General features: G+C 70.6%; 14 protein-coding genes. 11 read left to right on the forward strand and 3 right to left on the reverse strand.

Features of this window, described 5'->3' with window-relative positions:
• Positions 1-7: 7 nt before the first annotated feature.
• The 3 genes from JNK30_RS21685 to JNK30_RS21695 are packed head-to-tail and all read right to left on the reverse strand — an operon-like array spanning position 8 to position 2322.
• A complete protein-coding gene (locus JNK30_RS21685; protein ID WP_293485644.1) occupies positions 8-370 on the reverse strand; it encodes a response regulator in 363 nt (120 codons plus the stop codon).
• Complete coding sequence (locus tag JNK30_RS21690) at positions 371-640, reverse strand: STAS domain-containing protein (RefSeq protein ID WP_293485646.1); 270 nt, start codon at positions 638-640, stop codon at positions 371-373.
• Positions 640-2322: a globin-coupled sensor protein gene (locus tag JNK30_RS21695; RefSeq protein ID WP_293485648.1), complete on the reverse strand. Its 1683-nt coding sequence runs from the start codon at positions 2320-2322 to the stop codon at positions 640-642. The genes JNK30_RS21690 and JNK30_RS21695 overlap by 1 nt, the downstream gene beginning before the upstream one ends.
• Before the next feature lie 499 nt (positions 2323-2821).
• On the opposite strand from JNK30_RS21695, the gene JNK30_RS21700 reads away from it, so the two are divergent.
• The 11 genes from JNK30_RS21700 to JNK30_RS21750 all read left to right on the forward strand — a co-directional run bounded on the left by JNK30_RS21700 (position 2822) and on the right by JNK30_RS21750 (position 21381).
• Positions 2822-4300, forward strand: coding sequence for an MFS transporter (locus JNK30_RS21700; RefSeq protein WP_293485650.1), 1479 nt, complete (start codon positions 2822-2824; stop codon positions 4298-4300).
• A 166-nt stretch (positions 4301-4466) separates the two neighbouring features.
• Positions 4467-6110, forward strand: a complete 1644-nt coding sequence (locus tag JNK30_RS21705) for an amidohydrolase (protein ID WP_293485652.1) — start codon at positions 4467-4469, stop codon at positions 6108-6110.
• Positions 6100-7755, forward strand: a complete 1656-nt coding sequence (locus JNK30_RS21710; protein WP_293485654.1) for an amidohydrolase — start codon at positions 6100-6102, stop codon at positions 7753-7755. The genes JNK30_RS21705 and JNK30_RS21710 overlap by 11 nt, the downstream gene beginning before the upstream one ends.
• Entirely contained in the window at positions 7752-8777 is a 1026-nt protein-coding gene (locus JNK30_RS21715) for a LysR family transcriptional regulator (RefSeq protein ID WP_293485656.1), read from the forward strand. The genes JNK30_RS21710 and JNK30_RS21715 overlap by 4 nt, the downstream gene beginning before the upstream one ends.
• Before the next feature lie 95 nt (positions 8778-8872).
• Complete coding sequence (locus JNK30_RS21720) at positions 8873-10219, forward strand: aspartate aminotransferase family protein (protein WP_293485658.1); 1347 nt, start codon at positions 8873-8875, stop codon at positions 10217-10219.
• Complete coding sequence (locus tag JNK30_RS21725) at positions 10216-11601, forward strand: amino acid permease (RefSeq protein ID WP_293485660.1); 1386 nt, start codon at positions 10216-10218, stop codon at positions 11599-11601. The genes JNK30_RS21720 and JNK30_RS21725 overlap by 4 nt, the downstream gene beginning before the upstream one ends.
• 149 nt (positions 11602-11750) lie before the next feature.
• Complete coding sequence (locus JNK30_RS21730; protein WP_293485662.1) at positions 11751-13502, forward strand: amidohydrolase; 1752 nt, start codon at positions 11751-11753, stop codon at positions 13500-13502.
• 207 nt (positions 13503-13709) lie between these two features.
• On the forward strand, positions 13710-16535 hold the full coding sequence (locus tag JNK30_RS21735) for a TonB-dependent siderophore receptor (protein ID WP_293485664.1): 2826 nt from the start codon (positions 13710-13712) through the stop codon (positions 16533-16535).
• A 13-nt stretch (positions 16536-16548) separates the two neighbouring features.
• Entirely contained in the window at positions 16549-18273 is a 1725-nt protein-coding gene (locus JNK30_RS21740) for an amidohydrolase family protein (protein ID WP_293485666.1), read from the forward strand.
• Positions 18274-18352: 79 nt separating this feature from the next.
• Positions 18353-20044 (forward strand): amidohydrolase, encoded by a 1692-nt coding sequence (locus JNK30_RS21745; protein ID WP_293485668.1) that lies wholly within the window; start codon positions 18353-18355, stop codon positions 20042-20044.
• Positions 20041-21381, forward strand: coding sequence for an alginate export family protein (locus tag JNK30_RS21750; RefSeq protein WP_293485670.1), 1341 nt, complete (start codon positions 20041-20043; stop codon positions 21379-21381). Before JNK30_RS21745 ends, JNK30_RS21750 begins: the two co-directional genes overlap by 4 nt.

A 21381-nucleotide genomic window follows, 5' to 3' on the forward strand; every position in this document is an offset into this window, starting at 1 on the left:
GCGCGCCTCAGTCCGTGACGCGCCGAACGGCTTCGACGAGCTTCACCGAGTCGAAGGGCTTGACGATCCAGCCGGTCGCGCCGGCGGCCCGGGCGCGGTGCTTCTTCTCGGCGTCGCTCTCGGTGGTGAGGACGAGGATCGGGATGGTGCGCCGCGCCTCATCCCGCCGGACCGCTTCGATGAAGCCGAACCCGTCGAGCCTTGGCATGTTGATGTCGGTGATGATGGCGTCGGGGGCGCAGTCTTCCAGCACCTCGAGCCCGTGCTCGCCGTCCACCGCCTGGACCACCTCGAACGAGGGGGCCAGCGCGAGGCGCAGCATGTTCCGCATGGTGCGGGAGTCGTCGACAGTCAGAATAGTCTTGCTCATCTATTCTTCCGTTGTCTCGAAGGCCTCGGGGATGCGGGCGAGCGCGGCGGCCAGGGTCGTGGAGGGGTCCGCGATGAGGAGGCGTTGGCCCGCAGCGCGTCGCGTGAGGGCCGCGGCGGCCAGCAGCTGCAGCCCGAGCCCGTTGATCCGCTCCACACCGGCGCCCTGCAGCGTCAGGTCGGAACCGCCGGCCTCCAGGAGCTGGAGGCGGAGCGGCGCCAGGGCCGCGCCTTCCAGGCGCGCGGGCAGCTCAAGCTGCGCCTCGCTCATCAGAATTCCTCCCAGTCCGCGTCGAACGAGGCTTCCACCGCGGCCGCGCCGACCGTGGCGTGCCGGCCCCTGGGCGGGAGCGACTTGGCGAAGGCGGCGGCGCGGGCGCGGGCCTCTTCGATCCGGGGATTCCCGGCGACGGCCCGCGGCCGGCGCCGGGCAGGCGCCTCGGCGGCCTCGACCCCTGAAGCCGCGCGAACCCGGAAGCGCCCGACGAGCTGGTTCAGCTGGAGGGCTTCCTGCGTCAGGCTGTGGCTGGCGGCCGTGGACTGCTCGACCATCGCGGCGTTCTGCTGGGTGGTCTGGTCCATCTCGTTGACGGCCGTGTTCACCTGCGAGAGCGCCGTGGCCTGCTCCTGGGCCGAGGCGCTGATCTCGCCCATCAGGCCGTTGATCTCGGCCACGCGCTCCACGATCGCGGTAAGCGCCTCGCCGGTCTGGCCCACCAGCATGACGCCCGTCTTCACCTGCGAGGTGGAGGCCGAGATCAGCGACTTGATCTCCTTGGCCGCCTCGGCCGAGCGCTGGGCCAGCGCCCGCACCTCGGACGCGACCACCGCGAAGCCGCGCCCGGCGTCGCCGGCGCGCGCCGCCTCGACGCCCGCGTTCAGGGCCAGCAGGTTGGTCTGGAAGGCGATCTCGTCGATCACGCCGATGATCTGGCCGATCTGGCCTGCGGACTCCTCGATGGCGTCCATCGCCGCCACGGCCCGGCCCACGACCTCGCCACTGCGCTCGGCGTCCTCCTTCGCCGAGAGCACGACGGCGCCGGCGCGGGAGGACCCCTCTGCGGTCTTGCGGACCGTCGCGGTGATCTGGTCGAGGGCGGCCGCCGTCTCCTCGAGGGTCGCGGCCTGCTGCTCGGTCCGGCGGGAGAGGTCGTCGGCGGCCTGGCTGATCTCGCCCGTTCCCGAGCGCATGGCGGCCGCGTTGGCGGAGATCTCCGAGAGGACGGACTCCAGGCTGTCGAGCGCCTGGTTGAAGTCCTCCTTCAGCTTCAGGTAGTCGCCCTGGAAGTCGGCCGAGATCCGCTTCGTCAGGTCGCCCGACGCCAGGTCGGCCAGCGCCGCGGCCGTGCATTCGACGACGCGCTTCTGCTCGGCTTCCGCCTCCAGGCGCTTCCGGTCGGCGTCCGCTCGGGCCTCCTCCAGGGTGTCCAGGTAGATCGAGATGGACAGGTCCATGTCGAGCATGGCCGCCTTCATGATGGCGCTGAGCGAGCGGCTGAGCGCCTGCGCGTCCGGCCCGGCCGACCGGCCGCGGCCCCACCACGACTTGCCGTCCTGGGCGCCGCCGGCGCTGGCGAAGTGGCTCTGGATGATCCCGTCGATCAGGCCGTCCAGCACCATCGCGTAGCCGCCGATGTACCAGCGGGGCTCAAGCCCGATGCGGGCGTGGGTGAGGCCGATGCGGCGGACGTTGGCGACGTACTGGCCGTCGAATTGGCCCGACGCCATCCGACGCCAGTGCTCGGCCTGGGCGCTCTTGGCGCCGGAGATCTGCTGGGGCGTCGAGAAGAAGCGCGCCGTCGCGGGGAAGCGCCGGATCTGCGCGTAGAACCGTTCAAGGCTCTCGTCGATCGCCTTCTCGATGACGGGGCGGGACGCGACGAGCGACTCCCGCGCCTCGGCGTCCAGTTGGATGAACGACAGTCGTTCGTTCAAGCTGTTGTCGTCAGACATGTATCGGCCCCTGACTTTCCTGTTCGTCGGGACCGTTGTTCCACATCTGGATTTACTCGTGCTTTGCAATATTCCGAGCCAGATAACGTCTCGTATGGAGATGTTTTCAGGCTGAAAACAATACTATGCTCGCCTTGATCTTGGGCTTAGCGCGCCTGGGACGTGGCGGTCGCGGAACGGCTGGTTCCTCGGCGCGCGGGCCGAGCTTCGCCTTGGCCTTGACCCCTCGGCCCCGGCGCCCATCTAGTCCTTCGAAGTCAGGTCCGGGCCCCTCTGGCGTGCGTGGCGGCGCGCGCGATGTCGGACTTTCCTCACGGCCCGCCTCCGGCGGGCTGGCGCGGACGCGGCGCCGATCGCGAGGAGCCTCGGGGTGGGACGTCCGACATTCGCCCGATCCATGCACTCGGTCCGGCCGAGCTTTGCGCGCGGCCTGGCGGCGCGCCCGCGGCGGGGCTGACGCGGCCGACCCACCCCAACCAGAACCCGATACGGAGGACGCATGACGCAGGCGGGGCAGGCGGAGCCGCCGAAGCTCTCGGTCTGGACCAAGTTCGTCTACGGGCTGGGCTCAGCCTCGGAGATGGTCACCCTTGCCGCCATCGGCGGCTACGCCATGTTCTTCTACAATCAGGTCGTGGGGCTGCCCGCCACCTTGGCCGGCCTTGCGATCACGGTCAGCCTGGTGCTGGACGGCATGGCCGAGCCGATCGTGGGCTCGCTGTCGGACCGGACGCGCAGCCGCTGGGGCCGCCGCCACCCCTTCATGTTCGTGGGCGTGATCCCGGTGGCGATCTGCGTCATCGCCATCTTCAACCCGCCCAAGGACCTGCCGCACCTGTGGCTGTTCTTCTGGTTCGCGAGCTTCGTCGTCACCCTGCGTATCTTCATGGCGGTTTGCCACGTGCCGCACATGGCGCTGGGGGGCGAGCTGGCGCACGGCTACACCGAGCGCAGCCAGGTGATGGCCTGGAACAACCTGCTGGGCATGATCGGCCGCGCCTCGACGTCCTTCATCGCGCTCAGCCTGTTCTTCCACGCCACCGAGGAGTATCCGCGCGGGCTCCTGAACCCCCACGCCTACACGCCCTTCGCCCTGGCCGTGGCGGCGGCCGGCCTGCTCATCCTGATGATCTCGGCCTGGTTCACCCGCGACCGCATCCCCTACCTGCCGAAACCGCCGCAGGACCTGCCGCCGTTCAGCCCCTTCGAGTTCTTCCGGGACATGAAGGGGGCCTTTTCCAACATCAACTACGTATGGCTGCTGGTCGGGTTCTTCTTCCTGTCGCTGATGCTCGGCATGCGCGAGGGGCTGAACCTCTACATCAACACCTTCTTCTGGGGCTTCACCTCGGAGCAGATCCGCTGGTTCGTGATCGGCACGCTCAGCGGGTTCTTCGTGGGCTTCTTCCTGACCCCACGGGTGCATGCGCGGTTCGACAAGAAGATCGCGGTGCTGGTGGCCGGCGCCTTCCTGGCCGTCACGCCGGCCGTCCCGCTCGTGCTGCAGCTCGCCGGCCTGATGCCCGCGCCCGACGACCCGAGCCTCCTGCCCCTCGTCATCGCCTTCGCCGGCGTCTCGGCCGCGGCGGGCAGCGTCATGAACATCTCGGTGATGTCGCAGCTGGCCGACATCGCCGACGAGAACGAGCTGCGCTACGGCTACCGCCAGGAGGGCGTCCTCTACTCGACGCGGTCGTTCTTCGCGAAGCTGGACACCGCGATCGGGCACCTCTTCGCGGGCATCGCGCTGGACCTCGTCGCGTTCCCGGAAAAGGCCACCCCCGGCCAGGTGCCCGAGGAGACGCTCCGCAGCCTCGCCATCGTCGACGGCCCGCTCGCCGCCGTTCCCGGGCTGATCGCCCTCCTCTTCTACGCTCGCTACAGGATCACGCGCGCCAGCTACGAGGCGACGCGCGCCAGGCTGCTCGAGGCCCGGGCCGCACGCGGCGGGCGGCTGGCCGCCGCGGCCGCCGACTAAAGGCTGCGGAGCGCAGACCGCGCTGGAGTTCGGCGCCGGGCGCCCAACTTCGCGGCATAAGGCGCGCCCGGGGCGAAAGGATGAGCGCCCGCCGCCGCGCCGTCTTGCCAATACCCGATCCGGCTCGCCCTCCTCGCGCCGGGTCACGGGCCAACGGGGGGCTGGCGTGAGTGAAGCGAAGCGACGCGCGGATCGGGCCGCGCTGGGCGAGAGGGTCGCGCTGGCGCTGGCGGCCGTCCTCCTGCTGGCGGGCGCCGCCCACGCCGCGCCGCCTGCGATGCAGCTCAAGCAGGAGGGCTACGCGCTCATCGACGGCTCGGCCGAGCGGATCGGGCGGCTGGGCGACGCGATCTTCTCGTACGCCGAGATCGGCTTCCAGGAGACGAAGACGATCGCCCTCGTCACCCGCGAGCTGAAGGCCGCCGGCTTCGACGTGCAGACCGGCGTCGCCGGCATGCCCACCGCCTATGTGGCCCGCTACGGCTCGGGCTCGCCCGTGATCGGCCTGATGTCGGACTTCGACGGCATCCCCGGCGCCTCGCAGAAGCCCGCCGCCCTGGTCCACGATCCCATCGCGCCCGGCGCGCCCGGTCACGGCGAGGGGCACAGCACCCACCAGCCGACCCTCATCGCCGCCGCGATCGCCATCAAGACGCTGAAGGACCGCCACGGCCTGCCGGGCACGATCGTGGTCTACGGCGGCCCGGCCGAGGAGCTGCTGGGCAGCCGCGGCTACATGGTCAACGCGGGGCTCTTCAAGGGCGTGGACGCGATCATGGACGTCCACATCGGCTCCGAGCTCTCGACCAGCTACGGCCTGGGCAACCTCGCGATCATCTCGGCCCAGTGGACCTTCCATGGCCGGCAGGCCCACGCCGCCCGGGCCTGGGAGGGCCGCAGCGCGCTCGACTCCGTCGAGGTGATGAACGCCGCCACCAACTACATGCGCGAGCACATCGATCCGCCCGCCCGCATCCACTACGTGATCCCGGAGGGCGGCAAGCAGCCCAATGTGGTCCCTGCTGAGGCGGCGGTCTGGTACTACTTCCGGCACACGACGGCCGACAATGTGTGGGGCCTGTTCGAGCGCGCCCGCGCGGCGGCCAAGGGCGCGGCGCTGGCCACCGGGACCACGGTGTCCGAGCGCATCCTGTCGGCCTCGTGGCCCTTCAACGGCAACAAGGCGCTCGCCGAACTGGTGCAGGGCAACATCGAGGCGGTGGGCATGCCGGCCTGGTCGGCGGACGACCAGGCGTTCGCCCGGGCCTACCAGGTCTCCATGGGCGCGAAGGTCACCGGCCTGCCCGACAAGGTCCGGGCGCTGCGCGAGACGCGCCAGATCTCGAGCTCGTCCGACGCCGGCGACGTGACCTGGCAGGCGCCGTACATCCGGCTCACCATCCCGGCCAAGCCCGAGGGCGAACTGGCGGCGCACCACTGGTCGGCGGCCATCGCGCCGGCCACCCCGCTGGCGCACAAGGGCATGGCCGCCGCCTCGAAGGTGCTGGTGGCGAGCGCGGTCGACCTGATGACCGATCCGGCCAAGCTCGCCGGCATCAAGGCCGACTTCGCCGCGCAGCTCGCGCGCTACCCCGCCTGGAAGAGCCTGATCCCGCCCGACGCCGAACCGGCCACCTTCCTCAACGTGCAGGAGATGGCGCGCCATCGCGGGGCGCTGAAGCCCTTCGAATACGACCCGAACGGCAAGCCGAGCTACCTGGAGTTCCTGAAGATCAAGTACCCGCCGCCCATGCCGGACAGCGCCGTGGGCAAGGCCTCGAACGCCGTGGGAGGCCGCGATGGCGAATAGGATCACCCTTCGCCTGGTGGCCGTGCTCGCCGGCCTGGCCGTTGCCGGCGCGGCGTCGGCCGAGCCGCGCGCCGACATCGCGCAGCTGAAGTCCGAAGCCTTCGCCGTGGTGGACGGCAAGGCCGACCGGCTCGGCCGGCTCAGCGACGCGATCTTCTCGTACTCCGAGATCGGCTTCCAGGAGACCAAGACCATCGCCCTGGTCACCCGGGAGCTGAAGGCGGCCGGGTTCGCCGTGGAAACGGGCGTGGCCGGCATGCCCACCGCCTATGTCGCCCGGTACGGCTCGGGCTCGCCGGTGATCGGCCTGATGTCCGACTTCGACGGGGTGCCGGGGGCCTCGCAGAAGCCGACGGCGCTGGTCCACGATCCGATCGTCGAGGGCGCGCCCGGCCACGGCGAAGGCCACAACACCCACCAGCCGGCGCTGATCGGCGCCGCGCTCGCCATCAAGGCGGTCAAGGACCGCCACAAGCTGCCGGGGACGATCGTCGTCTACGGCGGGCCGGCCGAGGAGCTCCTCGCGAGCCGCGGCTACATGGTGAACGCCGGCCTGTTCAAGGGCGTGGACGCGCTCATGGACGTGCACGTCGGCAGCCAGTTCGGCGTCAGCTACGGCCTCAACAACTTCGGCAACGTCTCGGTCCAGTGGAGCTTCAAGGGCCTCCAGGCGCACGGCGCGCGGCCCTGGCAGGGCCGTTCGGCCCTGGATGCCGTGGAGCTGATGGACGCCGGGATCAACTTCATGCGCGAGCACGGCTACGACCCGGCCGACGCGCGCATCCAGAACGTCATCCCCGACGGCGGCCGGCAGCCTAACGTCGTCCCGGGCGAGGCCACCAACTGGTACTACATCCGCGCCAAGTCGCCCGAGCTGGTCCAGTCGATCCTGGCGTGGATGCGCGACATCGGCAAAGGCGCGGCGCTGTCCACCCGCACCGAGGTGACCGAGCGGATCCTCTCCGGGTCGTGGCCCTACAACGGCAACAAGGCCCTGGCCGAGGTCGTCGACCGCAACATCCAGCTCGTCGGCATGCCGAAGTGGTCCGCTGACGACGTGGCCTTCGCACGGGCGGTGCAGACCTCCATGGGCCAGCCGTTGACCGGACTTGCGACGGCGCCGACCCCGCTGCGGTCGGACGGCCAGGGCTCGTCCACATCGGACGCCGGCGACGTGTCGTGGCAGATGCCGCTGGCGCGCCTCTACATCCCGACCACGACGCCCGGCGCGCTTGCGGGCCACCACTGGTCGGCGGCGCTCGGTCCGGCGACGCCCATCGCCCACAAGGGGATCGCCGCGGGCGCGAAGGCGGTGGCGGCCACCGCGCTCGACCTGATGACCGACCCGGCGCTCCTGGAGGGCATCCGCAGCGACTTCGCGCGCCAGCTGGCCGCCTACCCGACGTGGAAGTCCTTCATCCCCGCCGAGGCGAAGCCGCCGACCTACCTCAACGTCGAGGAGATGTCGCGATACCGCGCCGCGCTCGCGCCCTACGAGTACGACCCCGACGGCAAGGCGACCTACCTGCAGTTCCTCAAGGTCGCCTACCCGCCGGCCATGCCGCAGAGCGCCGTCGGCCGCGCCTCGAACGCGCCGAAGACAACCTTCGAGAAGTCGTCCATCGACTGGGACTGGCGGAAATGACCCTGCACCTCGGCAAGCTCTCCGAGCACGCCGAGGGCGTTCAGCTCGCCGAATCCGGCGCGGGCGGCGAGCGGGTCCGGGAGCCCGCCAGCGCGCGCGGCATCCCCCCGCTGGCGGCGATCCGCGCGTTCGAGGCGGTGGGCCGCCTCGGCGGCATCCGCAAGGCGGCCACCAGCCTGATGCTGGACCACTCGGTCGTGAGCCGGCACCTGCGCCAGCTCGAGGACTGGGTCGGCGTGGCGCTGTTCCAGCGGACGGGCGGCCAGGTGAACCTGACCGAGGCCGGGGCCCGCTACCACGGCCGCATCTCCGCGGCCCTGGCCGAGCTGGCGCTGGCGACCGCCGAGATCAGCGGCGGCGGCGAGGAGCGCAAGGTCCTGGTGTGGTGCGTTCCGGGATTCGCCGCCCAGTGGGTGTCGGACCGCCTGGCGATCTTCGAGAAGCTGAAGCCCGAGTTCAGCATCGAACTGCGCCCGACCGACGTGAAGGCCAACCTGCTGACCCACGAGGCGGACGTGGACATCCGCTTCTACCTCGACGACTGGCCGCCCGACCCGGGCGGTCGCGGCCTGCAGTACGTCGAGCTGGCCCGGCCCCAGATCATGATCGTGGCCAGTCCCTCGGTGGCCGAGCAGTGGAAGGGCGCGACCGTCGACGAGCTGCGCCAGGCGCCGCTGCTCCACGAGGAGCACGACCAGCAGTGGCGGGCCTGGCTGGCCCTCAACAACGTCAGCAGCCTGCCCGAGGTGCTTCCCGGCCCCCTCCTCTGGCATGCGCACCTCGCCATCGCCGCCGCCCGCAACAGCCGCGGCCTGGCGCTCGCCAGCACCTTCCTGGTGGGCCATGACCTTGCCAACGGCAGCCTCGTCGAGGTGAGCCCTCCCGGCACCCGTCCGGTGGTGATCGGCGCCTACGCCTTCGTCACGCGCGAGGACCGCTGGTCGATGGACGGCATCCTCCAGTTCCGCCGCTTCCTCCAGGGCGAGGTGGCGCGGTTTGCGGCCGTGACCGCGCGCGGCTGACCGTCCCTGCCTGTCCGGAGCGGTGCGCGCGGCGCACCACCTGGGCGCTGATCGCACTTGCCCGCGGGCTCGGCGGGGGCGGACTGTCCGGAGCGATGAACGCGCCCATCACAGCCGCCGCCGCACCCCAGTCCGCGCCCGCCCGGGACCTCTCCGCGTTCTGGATGCCGTTCACGGACAACCGCTACTTCAAGGCCCACCCGCGTCTGCTCGCGTCCGCGGACGGCATGTACTACCGCACGCCCGAGGGACGCGCCGTGCTGGACGCCACGTCCGGCCTCTGGTGCGTGAACGCCGGCCACAACCGGCGGCCCATCGTCGAGGCCATCCAGCGCCAGGCGGCGGTGATGGACTTCGCGCCCACCTTCCAGCTGGGACATCCCCTGCCCTTCGAGCTGGCCGAGCGGCTGAGCCGGCTGCTGCCGGCGGGCATGGACCGCATCTTCTTCACCAACTCGGGGTCGGAGTCGGCGGACACCGCTCTGAAGATGGCGCTGGCCTACCACCGCGCGCGGGGCGAGCCCGGCCGCCTGCGCCTGATCGGCCGGCAGCGCGGCTATCACGGGACCAACTTCGGGGGCACCTCGGTCGGCGGCATCGGCGGGAACCGCCGGGGCTTCGCCGCCCAGGTGTGGGGGGTCGACCACCTCGGCCACACGCACGGCGCGGCGCCCGCCTTCAGCCGCGGGGTGACCGCCGTGAACACCGACCTCGCGGGCGAGCTGGAGGACCTGGTCGCCCTGCACGGTCCCGAGACGATCGCCGCGGTGATGGTGGAGCCGGTCGCCGGCTCGACAGGCGTGCTCGTGCCGCCCGCCGGATACCTGCAACGCCTGCGGGAGATCACACGAAAGCACGGCATCCTGCTGATCTTCGACGAGGTCATCACCGGCTTCGGCCGGCTGGGCGCGGCCACAGGCGCGGAGTTCTTCGGCGTCACGCCCGACATCCTCACCCTGGCCAAGGGCCTGACCAACGGCGCGGCGCCCATGGGCGCGGTGGCGGCGAGCCGGGCGGTGCACGACGCCATCGTCGAGGGCGCGCCGCCGGGCATCGAGTTCTTCCACGGCTACACCTACTCGGGGCACCCGCTTTCGTCCGCGGCGGGTCTCGCCTGCCTGCAGCTGTACGCGGACGAGGGCCTCTTCGGCCGCGCGGCCGCCCTGGCGCCGCTCTGGGAGGCGGCCGCGCACAGCCTCGCCGACGCGCGCCACGTGATCGACGTCCGCAACCTCGGCCTGGTGGCCGGCATAGAGCTCGAGCCCCGCCCGGGCGCCCCGGGCGCACGTGCGATGGACGCGTTCCGGCGCTGCTTCGACGACGGTCTGCTCATCCGTGTGACCGGCGACATCATCGCGCTGTCGCCGCCGCTGATCGTCGAGGAGGCGCAGATCCACGAGATGTTCGGCCGTCTCGGCCAGATCCTGAAGGACGTCGAATGAGCGCAGTCCCCGACGACGCCGCGGCTCCGGCGGCCGCGCCGCTGGGCAAGGCGCTGGAAGACCGGCACGTCGAGATGATCGCGATCGGCGGGATCATCGGCGCCGGCCTGTTCGTCGGCAGCAGCGCCTCCATCGCCGCGGTCGGACCCGCCGTGATGGTCAGCTACGGCCTGGCCGGCGCGATCGTGCTGATGGTCATGCGCATGCTGAGCGAGATGGCGGTCGCGCTGCCCGGCGTGCAGTCGTTCGCCGACTTCGCCCGGCTGGGCCTGGGTCACTGGGCCGGCTTCGTGAGCGGCTGGCTCTACTGGTACTTCTGGGTCGTCGTCGTCGCCATCGAGGCGATCGCCGGGGCCAGGATCATCCACGAATGGCTGCCCACCCTTCCGGTGGGCGTCATCGGCGTCGGCCTGATGGCCGTGCTGACCGGCGTGAACCTCCTGTCCACGCGCAGCTACGGCGAGTTCGAGTTCTGGCTGTCCTCGATCAAGGTCGCCGCGATCCTGGTGTTCATCCTGGTGGCCGGGGCGTTCGTGGCGGGCCTCACCGCCCCCGACGGACCGACTCTCGCCAACCTGACGGCGCACGGCGGCTTCATACCGAACGGCGCGACCGCGGTGATCGGCGGCGTCACCAGCGTCATCTTCGCCCTCACGGGGGCCGAGATCGCGACGGTGGCCGCCGCCGAATCCGCGGGCGGCGCGCGCACCGTCGCCCGGATGACCTACACCGTCGCCCTGCGCATCCTGATCTTCTACGTGCTGTCCATCGGCCTGATCGTGGCGGCCATTCCCTGGACGCAGATCACGCCGGGCGTGTCGCCGTTCGCGACGGCCCTGGGCGTCATGGGCGTCCCCGGCGGCGAACTCGTCATGAACGCCATCGTGCTCGTGGCGGTGCTGTCCTGCCTGAACTCCGGCCTCTATGTGACGTCCCGCGTCCTGTTCGGACTGGCGGCCCAGGGCGACGCCCCGCCCTGGCTGGTGGCCGTGGACCGCCGCCGCGTGCCGGCGCGCGCGATCCTCATCGGCAGCGTCTTCGCCTATGCGGCGCTTGGGGCGTCCGTGATCTCGCCCGAGCGCGTCTTCGCCTTCCTGGTCAACGCGTCCGGCGCGCTGATGATCGTCATCTACGGGATGATCGCCGTCGCGCAGATCCGTATCCGCAACCGCCTCGAACGCAGCGAACCGGACCGGCTGGTGCTGCGCATGTGGCTGCATCCCTGGGGCGCGCTGGCGACGCTCGCGGCCATGGCGGGCGTGCTGCTGGCCATGGCGCTGACGCCCGAGCTCGCCTCGCAGGTCTGGGCCAGCCTCCTGATCGTCGCCGTCGCCGGCGTGGCCTGCCTCGTCGCCGCCCGGCGGCGCCGCGCGGGGTCCTGAGGGCTCCGGGGCGGTGCGCCCCGCGCACCAGGGGCGGGAGTTTCGCACCTTTCGCACCACCCGCCGCACCGACAGGATTTTTCACAGGAAAGCCCGGCCGAAGCCCCTGCAGGGGACAGGCGGCCGGCATTCCCCGAGGGGTCCGATCGATGTCGAAATTCGCCGCCGCCGCCTGCCTGAGCGTCCTCGCCGTCGCCTCGGCCGCGTGGGGCAAGGGCTCGGTCCCCGACACGATCTACGTCAACGGCAAGGTCGTGACGGTCAATCCGGCCTTCGACATCCGCGAGGCGGTCGCCGTCTCGGATGGGAAGATCCTGGCCGTCGGGACGACCGCCCAGATCCGCGCCATGGCCAAGGGCTCCACGACGGTCATCGACCTCGGCGGCAAGACCATGCTGCCCGGCTTCAACGACAACCACATCCACCTGGGCGAGCCGCTGCAGCCCTGGAAGTACAGCAGCATGATCGGGCGCGTGGAGCCCTGGCTCCAGGGCGTCGACACGATCCCGGAGCTGCTGGCGGCCATCAAGGGCCAGGCCGCGACCCTGCCGAAGGGAACCTGGATCATCGGGGAGATCCCGCGCGAGGAGTGGCCCAACGGCACGCTCCCCAACCGCTGGGCGTTCGACGCGGCGGCGCCGGACCATCCGGTCGCCATCGCGCGCGGCCCCCACACCCTGATCGTCAACTCGAAGGCGCTCGAAGCCGCCAAGGTGACGCCCGAGACGAAGCCCGAGGGGGGCGAGATCGTCCGGGACGGCAAGGGCGAGCCCACCGGCATCGTCCTGGAGTCGGCCCGCCGCGTCATCTGGAACGCCATGCCGCCGGGCGCGCGCGAAGGCGCGGGCGATCCCGAGAAGCGCCTGGCCGACTGGCGCGAGCTGCTGCACCAGCTCGAGAGCCTCGGCATCACCAGCGTCAACGTGGCCGGGGTCCGGCCCAACGAGCTCAAGCTGGTGGACACGCTCTACGCCCGCTGGGGCGACGAGCTGCCCCGGATGGTGGTGCAGCTGCGGGTGTCTCCCGGCTACGACCAGCACGACGACGTCGCCGAGGGCGTGAGGGTCTCGATCGCCGAGCTGGACGCGCTGGGCAAGGACCGCAGCAAGGTCTTCAAGCACCCCAAGCTCAAGCTCGGCGCCGTGAAGATGAGCATCGACGGCGGGCTCTCGGCGCCGATCTTCTGGTCGATCAAGCCCTATCGCGGCCGGCCCGGCTTCCACGGCGAGCAGCGCATTCCGGACACCGCCTTCTACGCCGTCGCCAAGCGCGCGGCCGAGCTGAACTGGCAGGTGGGCATCCACACCATGGGCGACGCGGCCGTGCAGATGGTCGCCAACGAGATGGAGAAGGTCCGGGCCGCCGTACCGCCCAAGTCCGACCCCCGCGACTACGTGCACCACGTGGCCGCGCCGCTGCCGGAAGAGACCATGCAGAAGATGGCCCGGCTGAAGCTGAACGTGGCGAGCCAGCCGGGCTTCCTGCTTTCGCTGGGATCCTACGCGGACGAGGCGCTCGAGCCCGAGGCGGCGGCGCGCCAGGATCCGTCCCGCAGCCTGCTCGATCGCGGCATCCGCGTCTCCTACGGCTCGGACGCGGGCCCCTACGGCCCGGTCGCCGCGCTCTATGCGGCGGTCACCCGGGTCGGGTGGAACGGCAAGGTCCACGGGCCCGAGGAGGCGGTGACGGTCAAGGAGGCCATCACCATGCACACCCTGGAGCCCGCCTGGTTCACCTTCGACGAGAAGACCAAGGGCTCCATCGAGCCCGGCAAGGTCGCCGATCTCGTGGTGCTGAGCGACGACCCCCTGACCATCCCGCCCGAGCGGCTCCAGGACATCAAGATCGAGAGGACGGTCATCGGTGGACGAGACGTCTTCGTACGGGACCAGAAGAACTAGACAATAAACAACAAAGCCGCCGTCAGAGCGGCTCAAGAAGAGAACGTCCGAGTAGGGAGTATCGAATGGAACGAATGCAGGACTGATGACGCCGGCTCGACTGCGTCATCACGAAACGAGGGGGCAGTCATGGATCTTCATCAGCAACGCGCGGCTCAGTCCAGGGCTGGCCGAAGCGCGCGCGTCTACAGGCTCGCGACGGCGAGCGTGGCCGCGCTGCTCATCGGCGCCCAGGCGGCGCAGGCCGCGGACGCGGCCGAGGACGCCGTGGCCACCGCCGAGTCCGAGGTCGAGGAGATCACGGTCACCGGCTCGCGGATCGTCCGCGACGGCTACAATGCGCCCACGCCGGTCAGCGTCGTCGGCACCGCCGAGATCAAGGCGCAGGCGCCCGCGAACCTCGCGGACTTCGTCAACACCATCCCGGCGATCGTCGGGAGCACCACGCCGGCCAGCAGCTCGCCGTCGCTGAGCGCGGGCTCGGCCGGCATCAACGCCCTGAACCTCCGCGCGCTGGGCATCACCCGCACCCTGGTGCTGATCGACGGCCAGCGGTCGGTCGCCTCGACCACCACGGGCGCCGTCGACATCAACACCATCCCGCAGGGCCTGGTGGAGCGGGTGGAGGTCGTGACGGGAGGCGCCTCGGCCGCCTACGGCTCGGACGCGGTCGGCGGCGTGGTGAACTTCATCCTCAACAAGAAGTACGAGGGCCTGAAGGCGAAGATCGAGTACGGCGAGACCACCTACGGCGACGGCGCCAACTACAAGGCCACGGTCACCTTCGGCGACGCGTTCATGGGCGGGAAGCTGCGCGTCCTCGCCAACGCCGAGTACGCCCGCACCGAGGAAATCCCCGACGTTCCGCGCGACTGGAACATGAAGGGCTACTTCAACATCCAGAACCCGCTGTACGCGCCGGGCAACGGCCAGCCCGAGAAGTTCGTGGGCTACGGCATCGGGCCCGCGCAGGTCACCCCCGGCGGCCTCGTCACCTCGGGCCCCCTTCGCGGCACCTACTTCGGGCGCATCGATCCGGCGACGGGCCGGGCGACGGTGGGCCAGCTCGCGTACGGCCTGGCGCTGGGCCAATGGATGATCGGCGGCGACTGGCAGTACACCGGCAGCAACTACTTCGGGAGCGAGTCCCTCCTCCCCGGCGAAATTCGCACCGGCCTGTTCGGCCGCACGTCGTACGAGGTCTCGGACAGCATCGAGCTGTTCGCCGAGGCGTCCTGGAACCGCTACTCGGGCTCGAACCACTACATCCAGCCGACCAACATCGCGAACGTCACGATCCGGTCGGACAACGCCTACCTGCCGACCTCGGTGCGCAACCAGATGACGGCCCTGGGCCTCACGACGCTGCAGATCGGCACCACCAACTTCGGCATCCCGGTGGGCGGCGCGCGCAATCGCCGCGAGGTCTACCGCTACGTGGCCGGGGCCAAGGGCAAGTTCGAGCTGATGGAGAAGCCCTGGAACTGGGACTTCTACGTGCAGCGCGGCCAGGCCCGCACCCGCGAGCAGCTGTTCGGGAGCTGGAACAACGCCAACCTGGCGCTGGCCCAGGACGCCGTGTTCGCGCCGGCCGGCAACGCCGCGGGCATCCCGGCGGGGACCATCGTCTGCCGCTCGACCCTGACGGCCCCGACCAACGGCTGCGTGCCCATCAACCGCCTGGGCATCGGCGGCGTCACTCAGGCGGCCCTGAACTACATCATTCCGGCGGACCCCTACCGCAAACAGAAGCTGACGCAGACGGTGGCGGCGCTGACGTTCTCGGGTCCCGTCTTCGACCTGCCGGCCGGCGCCGTGCAGGCCGCGTTCGGCGGCGAATGGCGCCGCGAGCAGGTGTCGGGCTTCGTGGAACCGCGCTTCAACAGCGGCTGGCTGTACGGCAACTACCTGCCCAACTTCGGCAACTACGAGGTGGAGGAAGGCTTCGTCGAACTGGACGTCCCGGTGATCGAGGGCCTGAACCTGAACGCCGCCGGTCGCTACACCCACTACAGCACCTCGGGCGACGTTCAGACCTGGAAGATCGGGGGCACCTGGGCGCCGATCGAGGACATCAAGTTCCGCGGCAACATCTCGCGCGACATCCGAGCGCCCAACCTGGACGAGCTGTTCGCGGCGGGCACGGCGCGCAGCAACAGCGTGCTGATCAACAACCGCTCGTTCGCCTACGTCCAGAACGCCACGGGCAACCCGAACCTCGATCCGGAGGTGGCCGACAGCTTCACCGTGGGCTTCGTGGCCTCGCCGCGCGTGATCCCCGGCTTCACGGTCGCGTTCGACTACTACGAGATCAAGATCAAGGACGCGATCGGCCAGCTGCAGCCGCAGGACGTGGCCGACCTCTGCTTCCTGCAGAACGTCCAGGCCCAGTGCGCCAACATCATCGGGACCTATGTGAACGGGGTCCTGCAGTCGATCAGCACGATCAAGCTGCAGCCCTTCAACTTCGCCAAGCAGAAGGAACGCGGCTTCGACATCGAAGGCGCCTACCGCCTGCGGCTGGACGACGTGATGGCGGACCTGCCGGGCGACCTGACGTTCCGTGGCATGATCACCCACTACATCGAGAACGTGACCGACCGCGGGATCGGCTTCCCGACCGACGCCGCCGGCGCCACCGTCCAGCCCAGCTGGATCTACCGGCTCAGCGCGACCTATTCGAACAAGCCCTGGACCTACAACCTCGTCGCGCGCGGGGTCAGCTCGGGCAAGCTCGATAACTCCTACATCGAGTGCCAGACCAACTGCCCCGCGACCACCGTCCAGCACCCGACCATCAACGACAACAGCATCCCCGCCGCGGTCTTCTTCGACTTCACGGTGGGCTGGGAGTTCGAGGTCGGGGGCAAGAAGGGCGACCTGCAGCTGTCGATCCGCAACGTCTTCGACAAGGACCCGCCCCTGGTGGCGAACCTGACGTCGAGCAACAGCACGGCGGCCTTCCCGCAGACCGTGCGGATCTACGACCAGCTCGGGCGGATCATCAAGGCCAGCCTCGAAGTGCAGTTCTAAGGGGGAAACGGACATGACACGGCAGACGATGGGCCGCGGCCCGGCGGCAGCGGCTTCGGCCGACGGCTTCGCCCGGCGGGCGCTGGTGACGGGGACGGCGCTGGCCTTGGCGGCGGCGTGCCTCGCCGCGCCGCGGGCCGCGTGGTCGGCGCCGCCGGCGCCGCAGAGCTTCGACATCCTGATCAAGGGCGGCCACATCATCGATGGCACCGGCAACCCCTGGTACGCGGGCGACGTGGGCATCCGCGACGGCCGCATCGCCGGCCTGGGCGAGCTTCCCGGCGCGACCGCCAAGCGCGTGATCGACGCCACGGGCAAGGTGGTGACCCCGGGCTACATCGACCTGCACACCCACACCGACATGTCGATCCTCGCCGACCCGCTGGCGCAGAGCAAAGTGCGACAGGGCGTCACCCTGGACGTGATCGGCGAGAGCCAGTCGGTCGCCCCGCGCGACGGCCTGCCTCAGACGCGGGAGAGCGGCCCCCAGCCCGACTGGACCACCTTCACCGGCTACTTCGACCGGCTGAAGCGCCAGGGCGCGTCGATGAACATCATCTCGCACGCCGCCTTCGAGCAGATCCGCCTGGCCGCCACCGGCTACGGCGCGGGCGCCACCACGCCGGCCCAGCTCGAACGGATGAAGATGCTGATGGCGCGATCCATGGAGGAAGGCGCCTGGGGGATGGTGCTCCGCTTCGAGAGCGGCGGTCCGCGCTATCCGGAGGAGGTGATCGAGCTCGCGAAGACCGTCCATCAGTACGGCGGCAACGTCACCGCGCACATCGGCAGCGAGGGCTTCGAGCAGGACCAGGAACTGGACTTCATGTTCCGCATGGCCCGGGAGACCAAGGTCCCGATCCACATCTTCCACTACAAGATCCGCGGCGAGGTGAACTGGCCGAAGCAGCAGCACTACATCGACCGGATCAACGCGGCTCGCGCCGAGGGGATCGACGTCACCGTCAACCAGTACCCCTACACGGCCATGAACCACGGCTGGAACGTCTTCTTCCCCGTCTGGGCGCGCGAGAAGGGCCCCGAGGCCTTCGCCAAGATGCTGAAGGACCCGAAGACCGTGAAGAAGATCAAGGCGGACCCCGATTTCCGCGACTGGGTGATCGAGCACGGCGGCTGGCAGGGCATCGTGCTCGCGCGCACCACCGTGGAGCGGCAGAAGAAGTACGAAGGCATGCGTCTGGCCGAGATCGCCAAGCTCGAGGGCGACGCCGATCCGGCCGACACCTGCCTCAAGCTGATGGCCGAGGCCGAAGGACGCATCGGCGGCATCTTCCACACCATGTCCGAGGACAACGTCCGCCTGGTGATGAAGCAGCCCTGGGTCGCGATCTCGAGCGACGCCGGCGCGATCAACACCGAGGAGCCGGGCTTCCCGCATCCGCGGGCCTTCGGCACCAACGTGAAGGTGCTGGGCTACTATGTGCGCGACACCAACGTGCTCACGCTGGAAGACGCCGTCCGCAAGATGTCGGGGCTGCCCGCCCAGATCCTCGGCCTGCAGGACCGCGGCCTGCTCCGCCAGGGCCAGTGGGCCGACGTCGTGGTGGTCGACCCCGCCACGGTGAAGGACACGGCGACCTTCGAGAAGCCCAAGTCCTACGCCGTCGGCGTGCCCTATGTGGTCGTGAACGGCGTGCTCGTGATCGACAACGGCCAGCATACCGGCGCCAAGCCGGGGCTGCCCCTCTACGGCCGGGGAACAGCGACTCCGCACTGAACTCCGCCGACCGGAAGCTGCCGCGGCCGGTCCCCTCGGGCCGCGGTAGCTGAAGGTCCTGCTCTCCCGGAGCCCTTCGATGACCGCGCCTCCGCACAGCCGCCGCCATTTCCTGAGCCTGACCGCCGGAGGCGCCGCCCTCTGGGCCACCCGCGCTTTCGGGTCCGACGCCCGGCCCGACTTCGTGGTCCACAACGCCCGCGTCTACACGGTCGACGACCGCTTCCCGCGCGCCCAGGCCTTGGCCGTCAAGGACGACCGCTTCCTGGCCGTCGGCTCGGACGCCGAGGTGCGCGCCCTGGCGGGCCCCTCCACGAAGGTGCTCGACGCCAAGGGCATGACCGTCGTGCCGGGCTTCATCGACTGCCACATCCACGCCGACGGCAAGTCGCTGCTCTACGAGGTGGTCGTGGGCGACCCCTACGGCACCGGCTTCTCCAGCATCGACGACATCGTGGCCAAGCTGAAGGCGCGCGCCGACAAGACGCCCCCGGGCGTCTGGGTCACCGGCTACTTCTACGACGATGTGAAGACCAGGGACGGCCGGCCGCTGAACGTCCGCGACCTCGACAGGGTCTCGTCGGTCCATCCCGTCGTGGTGAGGCACCGGGGCGGCCACACGTCGTTCTACAACTCGGTCGCCCTCCGGATGGCGGGCCTGAGCCGAGCCACGCCCGACGTACCGGGCGGCACCTACGACCGGTTCCCCGACGGCGAGCTGAACGGGCGCGTGACCGACAACGCCCGGCTGGTGTTCGACAAGGTCGGCAAGCCCATGACCTGGCCGCCCGAGGAGGCGGCGCAGCGTGAGCGCGAGGGCGCGGCCTTCCTGTCGCAGAAGTTCGCCGAGTTCGGGCTGACCGGCGTCTGCCACCAGGGCGGCAGCCTGCGCGCGCTGCAGGAGATCCGCGCCGAGGGCCGTCTGAAGCATCGGGTGAACTACGAGTGCTACGTCGACGTCTGGGAGCCGATGATCGCCGCCGGCATGCGGACCGGTCTCGGCGACGCGTGGATCCGGCTGGGCGGAACGGCTGAACGGTCCACCGACGGGTCGCTGTCAGAACGGACCATGGCCATGAGCGTCGCCTTCCCCGGCACCAGCTACAAGGGCAACCTGAAGGAAACCCAGGAGGCCGTGAACGCCTGGGTCGAGAAGATGCACCGCGCCGGCATCCGGGTGAACGTGCACGCCAACGGCGACGTGACCATCGCCCAGGCGCTGACCGCCTTCGAGCGGGCCCAGTCGCTGTGGCCCCGCAAGGACCCGCGTTTCAAGATCACGCACTGCAGCCTGGTGGACGAGGCGCTGGCCCGGCGGATCAAGGCCGCCGGGGTCACCCCGGCCCTGTTCAACACCTACCTGTACTTCAACGCCGACAAGTTCAGCTTCTACGGCGAGGACCTGATGGGCCGGATGATGGCCTACCGGACCCTTCTGGACGCCGGCGTTCCGGTGTGCGCCGGCTCGGACTTCGGCGCCGGCGTCTTCCCGCCGCTGATGGGCATGCAGGGCGTGGTGACCCGGACGGGCTGGGACGGCAAGACCTGGGGCGCGGGCCAGCGGATCACCGTGGCGGAGGCCCTGAAGGTCCACACGCTGAACGGGGCCTACGACACGATGGAGGAAGACCTGAAGGGGTCGATCACGCCCGGAAAGCTGGCCGACTTCGTGGTGCTGGGCGACGACCCCCACACGGTCGAGCCGAACAGGATCAAGGACATCCGGATCGAGCGCACCGTGGTCGGCGGCGCCACCGTCTACCAGGCTTGAGGCCGGCGGCGGCGATCCTGGCGCTGGCGGCCTTCGCCGGGGCCGCCCGGGCCGACCCCTGCGCGCCGCAGCAGATCCGCTGGCTAGAGGACTGCAGCGCGCTCGCCGGCCAGCCGCTGACCGGCGTCGACCGCCTGCGCTATCTGGCGGCGGGCGAGGGCTGGGTGACGATGGGCGGAGAGGCCCGCGTGCGGATCGAGCGCATCGACCCCGCCGACCTGGGCGCCGCGGGCGGGCCCAGCTTCCTGCAGGTGGGGCGCCGCGCCATGCTGCACGCCGACTACCACCTGAGCCCGGACGGCCCCCGCGTCTTCGGGCAGGTGATGGCCCTGGGTCAGGATGGACGCAAACCCGGCCCCAGGGCGCAGGACGAGGACCGCTTCGACATCGCCCAGCTGTTCGTCGAGGCGCCGGCGCGGCTGGGCCCGGCCACGCTGCGGCTGCGGTATGGCCGCCAGGAGGTCGACCTCCGCAACCGCCTCGTGAACACCCGCGACGGTGTCACCGTGCGCCGGACCTTCCAGGGACCGCTGGCGACGCTGGCGGTGGGCGGCGCGACCCTCACCGCCTTCCGCCTGCACCCCACCGCGCCCCGGCGGGGCGTTCTCGACGATCGCGCCGACCGGAACGAGACCTTCGAGGGCGTGACCCTCGACGGGCCCGCTCCCCTTGCAGGTCAGGCCGGGCTCTTCCTGTTCGAACGGCGGCGTCCGGCCACGCGCTGGCTGTCGTCGAACGCGGCCGAGCGGCGCATGAGCGGCGGGCTCCGATACGCCGCCGAGACCGAGACCTGGTCGCTGGAGGCCCAGGCGACGGCCCAGTGGGGGGACGCGGGCGCGCAGAGCATCCGCGCCTTCGGCCTCACCGCCGACGCGGCCTGGCGGGTCGACGCGCGCCACGACGTGAAGGTCGGGCCCGTGATGGCCTATGCCAGCGGCGACGGCCGGCCGGGCGACCGCCGCCTCGGGACCTTCGATCCCACCTACCCCAGCAACAACGGCGTCACCGACGCGCCCTTCCTGTTCCAGACCAACTACCTCGCGCTCGGCGGGGACGGGTCCTTCCAGGTGGGCCCGGCCGAGCTGGGGCTGGCCGGCTTCCGGATCACGCGCGCCTCGACGGGCGACGCGGTCTATGCCCAGGGCCGACCCGTGGCCGGCCTCTCCGGCGGCGGCCGCGCCACCGCCCGGCTCGTCCAGCTGCGCGCCCGCATCCGGCCGACGCCGCATCTGGAGGCGTATCTCTCGGTCACCCACGCCTGGGTGGGCGACACCGTGCGCGCGGCCGGCGGCCGCAACGCGACCTACGCCCGCGGACAGTTCACCGCCTACTTCTGA

The organism is Phenylobacterium sp. (assembly GCF_016793225.1).
In the GTDB taxonomy this organism is placed as follows: domain Bacteria; phylum Pseudomonadota; class Alphaproteobacteria; order Caulobacterales; family Caulobacteraceae; genus Phenylobacterium.